The organism is Streptomyces durocortorensis (assembly GCF_016901035.1).
GTDB classification, from domain to species: domain Bacteria; phylum Actinomycetota; class Actinomycetes; order Streptomycetales; family Streptomycetaceae; genus Streptomyces; species Streptomyces durocortorensis.
Window position 1 is genome coordinate 1 of record NZ_JAFEUF010000472.1, and the last position, 1,710, is coordinate 1,710.

The window sequence follows — 1,710 nt, forward strand, 5'->3', positions numbered from 1 at the left end:
CGGCCCCCCGGCGCAGTGGGGGGGGGTGGTGGCTGGCGGGTCGGGCGCGGTCGCCGCCCTTGGGGGGGGGTCGGGCGCGGTGTCGGGGGGGGGGGGGGGGGCGGGGGCCCGCCGGGCCGATGGCGGGGCGCGGCGGTGGAACGGTGAACGGGGGGCGGGAGAGTAATCAGCAGGAACTCATTCCCCGAACGAGGGCCCTTTAGCACTCACATTCGGGAAAACGCCCCGGATGAGTGGTTGGCAGCACTGAGGGGCCAACACGATTGAGCCATGTGGCAGTCTTGGCCGGTATTCGGGTCCGAGGGTGTATACGGGGGCTTCCGCGATGAGCGGTAACGAGCAGCAGGAAGAGCCGCTCGGCGAGTTCGCTGCGGCCGACAGGGACACGAAGGCGGACGGTCTGTCCGCCGGGCAGGTGCCGACCCAGGCCGGGCGCGGAACGTCGGACGGTGAGACCGAGGGCGGCACCGTCCTGCCCGGCCCGTGGCCCGCCGTCGCCGAGGAGGGCCCGTCCGGCGAGGCCGGTACGGGCGTCGGCGCGCACGCGGTTCCGCAGCAGCGCGCGGGCCGCGCCGGGGCCCCCGAGTCCGGACTTTCCGACGCCCGGCTGATCGAGGACATGCGGGCGGGCGACGACCAGGCCTACGAGGAGCTGTTCCGGCGGCATTCGGGCGCCGTGCTCCGCTACGCCCGCAGCTGCTGCCGGGACGCGCACACCGCCGACGACCTGACGGCCGAGGTGTTCGCGCGCACACTCCAGGCCGTACGGGGCGGGAAGGGGCCGACGGAAGCGGTCCGGGCCTATCTGATGACCGCCGTCCGCCATGTCGCCGCCGCCTGGACGAAGAGTGCCAAGCGGGAGCATCTGGTCGACGACTTCGCGGTGTTCGCCACGCAGGCGACCCGTTCCTCCGAGCTCTCCGACGACGACACCCTCGAACTCGGCGCCGACGTCCTGGCGATGCACGAGGCCGAGCAGACGATGGCGATGCAGGCGTTCCGGAGTCTCCCGGAGCGCTGGCAGGCCGTCCTGTGGCACACCACCGTCGAGGAGGAGTCGCCGAGCGAGATCGCCCCCCTGTTCGGACTCACCGCCAACGCCACCGCCGTTCTGGCCAGCCGCGCCCGCGAGGGGCTCAAGCAGGCCTATCTCCAGGCCCACGTCAGCCAGGCGCTCACCACCGGCGGGGACTGCGCGCAGTACGCCGACCGGCTCGGCGCCCACGCCCGGGGCGGCCTGCGGACCCGGGCCGAACGGGGGCTGCGCAAGCACCTCGACGAGTGCGCCCAGTGCCGGGTGGCGGCAGGCGAGCTGAACCATGTGAACGCGGGGATTCCGGCGCTGCTGCCCGTCGCGGTCATCGGCTGGTTCGCCGCCGGGTATGCGCTCAAGGCCGCGGGCATCGTGGCCGGCGGCGCGGCCGGGGCCGCCGGGGCGGGAGCCGCCCCCCCCGCCCCCCCTTACCGCTCCACCGGCGGGGCCGCCGGGGGCGCGGCCTCCGAGGGGCTCGGCGCGCCCGCCAAGGCGGGGATCGCCGCCGCCGTGGCGGTGGCGGCCGCAGCGGGTCTGGTGTGGGCGCTCGTCGGCGACGAGCAGCCGAAGCCTGAGCCCAAGCCGGTCGCGAAGCCGCCTGCCGTGGCGCCCGCGGACCCCACGCCGGAGCCCCCGCCGCCGTCTCCGAAGCCGAAGCCGGAGCCGCCGGCCGCGCC

The 1,710-nt window shown here is 75.6% G+C and carries 1 protein-coding gene; it reads left to right on the plus strand.

Going from position 1 to position 1,710, the window contains the following annotated elements; genetic code table 11:
• Window positions 1-325: 325 nt before the first annotated feature.
• The coding region (locus tag JS521_RS35520; RefSeq protein WP_205086971.1) for a sigma-70 family RNA polymerase sigma factor at window positions 326-1,710 on the plus strand (1,385 nt) is incomplete at its 3' end.